At 38.1% G+C, this 6,923-nt stretch carries 7 protein-coding genes, 1 tRNA gene and 1 pseudogene; 7 read left to right on the top strand and 2 right to left on the bottom strand.

From position 1 onward, the window contains the following. The first annotated feature begins 111 nt into the window (after positions 1-111). The 7 genes and pseudogenes from AB1397_07480 to AB1397_07450 all read left to right on the top strand — a co-directional run bounded on the left by AB1397_07480 (position 112) and on the right by AB1397_07450 (position 6,500). Complete coding sequence (locus AB1397_07480; GenBank protein ID MEW6482813.1) at positions 112-2,508, top strand: fibronectin type III domain-containing protein; 2,397 nt, start codon at positions 112-114, stop codon at positions 2,506-2,508. A 38-nt stretch (positions 2,509-2,546) separates the two neighbouring features. After that, positions 2,547-2,765, top strand: coding sequence for a type II toxin-antitoxin system VapB family antitoxin (locus AB1397_07475; GenBank protein MEW6482812.1), 219 nt, complete (start codon positions 2,547-2,549; stop codon positions 2,763-2,765). Beyond that, positions 2,762-3,160 carry a PIN domain nuclease gene (locus AB1397_07470; protein ID MEW6482811.1) on the top strand — a complete coding sequence of 133 codons (399 nt, stop codon included), beginning with the start codon at positions 2,762-2,764 and terminating at the stop codon, positions 3,158-3,160. The genes AB1397_07475 and AB1397_07470 overlap by 4 nt, the downstream gene beginning before the upstream one ends. A 228-nt stretch (positions 3,161-3,388) precedes the next feature. After that, positions 3,389-4,246 (top strand): GTPase Era, encoded by an 858-nt coding sequence (gene era / locus AB1397_07465; GenBank protein MEW6482810.1) that lies wholly within the window; start codon positions 3,389-3,391, stop codon positions 4,244-4,246. 35 nt (positions 4,247-4,281) lie between these two features. Then, positions 4,282-5,295, top strand: coding sequence for a 3-deoxy-7-phosphoheptulonate synthase (aroF, locus tag AB1397_07460; protein ID MEW6482809.1), 1,014 nt, complete (start codon positions 4,282-4,284; stop codon positions 5,293-5,295). Beyond that, positions 5,292-6,254, top strand: a complete 963-nt coding sequence (locus tag AB1397_07455) for an ATP-binding cassette domain-containing protein (protein ID MEW6482808.1) — start codon at positions 5,292-5,294, stop codon at positions 6,252-6,254. Before aroF ends, AB1397_07455 begins: the two co-directional genes overlap by 4 nt. A 117-nt stretch (positions 6,255-6,371) precedes the next feature. Continuing rightward, positions 6,372-6,500 (top strand): annotated as a pseudogene (locus AB1397_07450) (DUF167 domain-containing protein). A 3-nt stretch (positions 6,501-6,503) separates the two neighbouring features. Here AB1397_07450 and AB1397_07445 read toward each other — a convergent pair. After that, positions 6,504-6,589: transfer RNA gene (locus AB1397_07445), tRNA-Ser, on the bottom strand. A 15-nt stretch (positions 6,590-6,604) separates the two neighbouring features. Further along, positions 6,605-6,923: hypothetical protein (locus AB1397_07440; GenBank protein MEW6482807.1), on the bottom strand; the 319-nt coding region annotated here is incomplete at its 5' end.

The raw sequence follows: 6,923 nt of genomic DNA, 5'->3' as shown, positions 1-6,923 counted from the left end.
TTAAGTTTTATAAAATTTTTCCCCTTTTAATTCAAAATTCAACATTCAAAATTCATAATTTTATAAAGTTTTCCTTAAGATTATCTAAACACATACATTTTGTAAAGCGTTATGGAATTAACTATAGAATGTATGGATTACATAGTTAAAAATGGTTATATAGAATCCAGTCCAGGATGTGAATATCCACATTTTGTATATCTTGAATGTCCAAATTATTATGGAGATGCTGTAGATGTTGCAATGCCAATATTGCATGGAGTTATGTATATGCGTAAGATTTCTGGTGAACAGTGTTGGTGGGACACTGTAAAAAGATATTATGATCATTGGGCTGAGGATCCAAGCCTTGTAGGAGGTGGGTGGATATGGAATTTACAGCATTTTATAGCCTTAAAACATGAGTATGACGCATTAGGCATATCGAATGTAGAGGTTTCAGATATTACTGATACCTCTGCTACTATCAGATGGGATACAGGTGAACCTGATACCTCTCAGGTTGAGTATGGAACCTCTACTTCTCATGGAGAGATAATCAATCCTAAAATTACCCCGATTGATCCCAATCCAGTGACTCATCATGAAGTAAGATTAAATGGATTATCCAAGTATACAAAATATTACTTCAAGGTAAGATCAGGGGATAAGATGTCTTGGCTTTATACCTTTATAGCTGAAACTCCAGATACTACTCCACCACCGCCTATTGTTCTAACTATAGGCACTATTACCCCAACATTTATTACCCTGAACTGGACTGCTCCAGAAGATGATGGAGCTGTTACTGTAGTTGAAGCTTATGATCTCAGGTGGGCCACTCATACTATTACTGAACAGAATTGGGATAAGGCAATCCAATGTGAATTTGAGCCTCATCCAGCCACTCCTGGGTCAATTCAGCAATATATAATGCATATGAAGGATGGTTTATTACAGGAGACTCTTTATTACTTTGCTATAAAGAGTAAAGATGATGCAGGCAATTGGTCAGCTCTTTCTAATGTTGCTACTGCAACACTGGTAGATATAACTCCCCCTGCAGTACCTACAGACCTTACAGCAATACCTGGAAATGAAAGAGTATCCTTAAGTTGGAGCCAAAATCAAGAGGTTGACTTAGCAGGGTATAGAGTCTATAGGGGATTGAATCCTGTAGTTGTATACACTGATTGTTTCGACACAGATACTACCTCAGAATATACCATGTATGGTCGAGCATCATACTCTTATAGTGAGTCTGAAAATTGGGTTGATTTTGGTTGTTATTATAGTGGGATTACTTTAGTTAAACGATTGGAGGATAGATTGACCCAAGGAGGATTTGAATTCAAGTTCTATCCAATATCTCTTCGTCATGAAGCTGATGCTCGCTATGCAGGAGGGGTTGAGATCGGTATTCGCTCTGATGATGAGAAGAATGGATACTACTTTCTCTTCCCAGCAGAGGTTAGGAAGACGATAATAAAGAAGGTAGTTGATGAAGAGATAGTAGCTGAACTTACTCAATCTGGAGACCATTATCCCATAAATGAGCAGTGGCATACCATAAGGATTGAGTTCAGTCCAGGAACAGTAACAGGATATTTCAATAGAGAAAGAATTCTATCTATCAACGATCCAGAAGCTATACCTACATCAGTTGATACAATCTATATTTGGCTTAGTCGTCAAGAGGGATATTTAGATGATATTGTAGTGGATAGAAGACATGAATGCTGGATAAAGGATGTGGGAACTGCAACTGCTTTTCAAGATACAGGATTAATTAACGGCACCACTTATCACTATGCAATAACTGCTTATGATACTTCCCAAAATGAAAGCCCTTACTCTAATGAAATAACTGCTACTCCAGGGACTGATACCATTTCTCCAGCAGCTATCACTGACTTTGCTGTAGCTGCCATTACTTCTAACTCTATCACCTTAAAATGGACAGCCCCAGGTGATGATGGCTATGAAGGCAGAGCCACTACTTATGATATAAGGTGGGCGACTTATACAATTACAAAAGATAATTGGGGTTCAATTACTACCGGGACTAAGATACTAGTAACCCAACCTGCTTATGGCACAGAGACATTTACAGTTACAGGCTTACAGCCAAACACAACTTACTGGTTTGCCATTAAAACAGCCGATGAGGTGCCAAACTGGTCTAATCTCTCAAATGTGGCAACTGCAACCCCCTCTTCTCCAAAAATCACCCTCACAAAGAAAGCAAGCGAACAGAAGGTCTATTCAAAAGGAACAATAACCTATATGATTACCTATAAAAATGAGGGTCAAGCAACAGCAATGAATGTTGTGATTATTGATGTTTTGCCGAAGAATACAGTATTAGAGTCAGAAGTTGAGAGTCAGGGGTCAGAAGTCAGATATTGGTATGGTGGGAAGTGGCATTCAGAATTCAGCTCAAAGGCCACCAAGGTAAAATGGATCTTCAAAGACCCTATCCCTCCAGGTGAAGTAGGCACAGTCAGTTTTACGGTGAGGGTGGAGTGAAAATTTATTGACATATACACCTAAATTGAATATAATTGGTGTATGAGGAGGTGGTTGCCATGAGAACAAATATTGAGTTTGACAGAGAGTTGGTAGGGGAAGGATTAAGGTTGACCAACTGTCGAACCAAAAAGGAGTTGGTGAATCTGGCCCTTTCAGAGTTGGTTAAGAGGAAGCGACGAAAGGAGATTCTGAAATTAGAGGGCAGAATAACCTGGGAAGGGGATTTGGATGAGATGCGGAGAGGCAGGATATGATCTTGGTAGATACAACCGTCTGGATTGACTTCTTCTCCAAAAAACCATCTCTTTACAAAAAGGAACTGCACAGGTTGATTGAAGAAGAGGAAGATGTTTGCCTCTTGGATATTACATTGGCTGAGATTCTGCAAGGAATAAAAGAAGATAGGGAGTTTGAAAAGACAAAGGAACATCTTCTTCAATTTCCAATTTACAGCCCAAAAGGGATCGACACATTTATTATGTCCGCTCAAATCTATCAGCTCTGCAGAAGAGAAGGCAAGACCATAAGAAGGACTATAGACTGTCTTATTGCCGCCTGTGCGATGGAACACAGTCTTTTTCTTTTCCATAATGATAAAGATTTTGAGGCTATTAGTGAAGTTATTGGGTTGAAGGTTTATAGTGTATAAATTTTAAGATGAAGAGATTTATTTTGTTGCTTATTTGTATGTGTTTAGAACCAGGAAGAACACGAAGGTGTAAATTTTTAAGTTGCTTCGTGCCTCTTTCTGCGCTTCGTGGTTATTTTCCCTTTCGCTTGCAGCACCTTTTACGGATTAGACAATTATACAGAAGCTAAACACATACTAAAAAAGCTAATATTTAATCATATAAATATTTTACAATTTAAATTTAAAATGTTCAAAGCAGGCTATATTTCTCTGGTTGGAAAGCCAAATGTTGGAAAGTCAAGCTTGATGAATACGCTTTTAAAAGAGAAGGTTTCATCGGTAAGTCCAAAGCCACAGACAACAAGGCATCAAATACTTGGGATTTTAAACCTTCCTAATGTCCAGGCAATATTTGTTGATACCCCTGGTTTGATGATAAAGCAGAAGGACAAATTAGATGAGAGAATGATAAAAAAGGCAAGGTCTGCACTTAGGGATTCCGACCTTTCCCTTCTCATTGTTGAGCCTTTTGAGAGGGAAATTATCCCAAATTTTATTAAAAAAAATACAATCCTCGCCATTAACAAGATAGACCTGGTTGATAAACTTAAGCTCCTTCCTTTGATAGAATATTATAATGGCTTAAACCTATTCCTAAAGATAATCCCAATCTCTGCTAAGAAAGGAATAAATTGCCCTGAATTGCTTAGTGAAATTATCTCCCTTCTCCCCTTTCATCCACCATTCTATGATACTGAGATTCTCTCCATACATCCCGAAAGGTTCTTTGCAGAAGAGGTAATCAGGGAAAAGGTCTTCTTGTTTTATGGCGATGAAATACCTTATGATACAACTGTTGTGGTTGAGGAATTCAAAGAGGAAGAACAAAGAAAGGACTATATCAGGGCTATTATCTATGTTAATAGAGAAAGCCAAAAGGCAATCTTGATAGGAAAAAAGGGGAAGGCATTAAAAAGGATAGGAGAAAAGGCAAGAAGGGAGATTGAGGCATTTCACAATAAGCCTGTCTACCTTGAGCTTGTTGTAAAAGAAAAGAAAGATTGGAGAAAGAAGGATAAAATCCTGAATGAGTTGGGATATTGACAAAAGAGGAGAGGAAAGATTATTATTAAAAGACAATGATTATAGTTTTTGAGCCAGGTTGTAAAGAAGAGAGGATTGACCATGTAGCAGAAAAAATCTCATCATTAGGCCTTAAGCCAATGGTTTCAAAGGGCATAGAGAGGACAGTAATAAATGTTATTGGCGATGAGAGGATATTGGATAGGGATCAATTGGAGGCATTTGCTGGTGTTGAGAGAGTCATACCCATCCTTAAGCCATTTAAGCTTGCAAGCAGGGAATTCAAGCAGGAAGATACAAAAATTGATGTAGGAGGAGTAATTATTGGAGGGAAAAAGGTTGTTGTAATGGCAGGTCCTTGCTCGGTTGAAGGAAGAAAGGAAATAATAGAGATTGCAAAGCTTGTAAAGGAAAGGGGTGCCTCTATGCTTCGTGGTGGTGCATTCAAACCAAGGACATCGCCATATAGCTTCCAGGGGCTTGAGGAGGATGGGCTAAAATACCTAAAGGAGGCATCCGAAACAACAGGGCTTCCTATTGTCTCTGAGCTTATGGATACAAAGGATATTGAACTCCTTTTAAAATATGTTGATATTATTCAGATAGGAGCAAGGAATATGCAGAATTTCTCATTATTAAAGGAGGTTGGAAAGATAAATAAGCCTGTTCTTCTAAAAAGGGGTCTATCTGCTACGATAACAGAATTCCTAATGGCAGCAGAATATGTCTTATCGGGTGGAAACCTTTATGTTATTTTATGCGAGCGGGGGATAAGGACATTTGTTGACCATTCCAGAAATACCTTGGATGTTGCAGGAATTGCTGTTTTGAAAGAGCTTACCCACCTTCCGGTTATCTCAGATCCATCCCATGCCGCTGGAAATTGGAAGCTTGTTACGCCCCTTGCCTTATCCTCAATTGCTTCGGGATGCGATGGCCTTATAATTGAGGTTCACCAAAACCCAGAGGCCGCATTCTCTGATGGGGAACAAAGCCTAAAGCCTAAAAAATTTGCTATTCTAATGGATGAGGCAAGAAAGGTAGCAAATGCTTTGGGTAAGGATTTATGATAAGAATTAAAGACCTTAAGAAAAATTATGGTGAAAAAACCATCCTTGATATTCCAAAACAGGATTTTGAAAAAGAAAGGATATATTGCATATTCGGTCCAAATGGTGCTGGAAAGACAACCCTTTTAAATCTTCTCTCCTTTCTTGATAAGCCATCATCTGGAACAATAGAATTTAAAGGAGAAAGAAGAAATATTGGCTATTTAAGGCAGGATCCATTGCTATTTCAGGGCTCTATTTTTTCCAATATAGAATTTGGCCTTAAAATAAGGAAAATAAGGGATAAAAATAGGGTTTATGAGATAATGGATGAGCTTTCTATAGAAAAGATTAAAGACAAAAAGCCAGATGAGATCTCTTATGGTGAGCTTAAAAGGGTAGCTCTAGCAAGGGCTATTGTTTTTGAGCCAGAGGTCTTATTGCTTGATGAGCCAACCGCAAATATAGACCCAACAAGCATTAAGATAATTGAGGAGCTTATTAAGAGGATAAATAAGGAAAAGAGAACAACCATTATCTTTTCAACGCATAATATTTCATCTGGATACAGGGTTACAGATAATATCCTCTCTATTGTTTCTGGAAGGATAGAGAATGGGGGGATAAAAAATCTATTCCCCTGCATTTTTCCAAAGGGCAAAGGGTTAAAACAGGCAATGATAAAGGATGATGTAGGGATTTGGGTTATCACAGAGAATGAAGGAAAGGGTTATGTTTTAATTGAGGAAACCGCAATTGTTGTTTCAAAAGAGCCCCTTATATCATCCTGCAGAAATTCATTAAAGGGAAGGGTAATTAAGCTTGAGGAAATAAAAAAAGATATGGTCTCTTTGGGAGTTGATGTTTTAGGATTGACATTTTATGCTACAATCACGCTGACCTCTCTATCTTTGCTTTCCATTACCCTTGGCTCATCCCTTTATCTCTCCTTTAAGGCATCAGAGGTTAGGGTAATTTAAAATTGGTATCTGTCTAGCTGTTTATGAAAATTTTTGTAAGGGTAAAAACAAGAGCTAAACTGGAAAAAGTTGAGAAGAAAGACGAAAGTAATTTTAGGGTTTTAAGTAAAGGAAGGGCCTGTTAAGGGTAGAGCAAACCAGAGGGTAATAGAGCTTTTATCTAACTATTTTCAAATTCCCAAATTAAAAATCAAAATTATTTTCGGCGAATTTTCTCCCCACAAAATTATTGAAATCTGTGATTAAATCCGGCGAGGGTAGGATTTGAACCCACGGTGCCTTTAAAACACAACGGTTTTCAAGACCGCCGCATTAAACCACTCTGCCACCTCGCCTTTGTCGCTCGTTCCTTATTTACTAATGGTTAAAGAAACAAGGTGAAATCCCAGATTATCATCCTCCATAATCCCATAATCAAGCCTTATATTTTTTGTTTTTATCCCAATCCCAGCTGTAATAAACCCCTTTCCATAAAAACCTCCCCTTACAGCAAGATAGGGCAAAACCTCCCTTTCAAAACCCAAGCTAACACTGCTTTGCTCCCTTTTATCCTCATCTTCTGCATACCAATCATTAATGTTATTAAGTCCATAGAAATCTATAGCAACTATGGTCTTGTTATCGGGCTTTAAGGCTACACCTCCTACTACGGTTAATGGATTTTTTAGC

Source organism: bacterium (assembly GCA_040756715.1).
Classification (GTDB): Bacteria; UBA9089; UBA9088; order UBA9088; family UBA9088; genus JBFLYE01.
This window is presented reverse-complemented; position numbering and strand designations above follow the sequence as displayed.

What these genes read in the sequence shown, in the direction of transcription:
- aroF (MEW6482809.1), top strand. Translation starts at nt 4,282, where the DNA reads ATGATTATAGTTTTTGAGCCAGGTTGTAAAGAAGAGAGGATTGACCAT.
- era (MEW6482810.1), top strand. Translation starts at nt 3,389, where the DNA reads ATGTTCAAAGCAGGCTATATTTCTCTGGTTGGAAAGCCAAATGTTGGA.
- AB1397_07470 (MEW6482811.1), top strand. Translation starts at nt 2,762, where the DNA reads ATGATCTTGGTAGATACAACCGTCTGGATTGACTTCTTCTCCAAAAAA.
- AB1397_07455 (MEW6482808.1), top strand. Translation starts at nt 5,292, where the DNA reads ATGATAAGAATTAAAGACCTTAAGAAAAATTATGGTGAAAAAACCATC.
- AB1397_07480 (MEW6482813.1), top strand. Translation starts at nt 112, where the DNA reads ATGGAATTAACTATAGAATGTATGGATTACATAGTTAAAAATGGTTAT.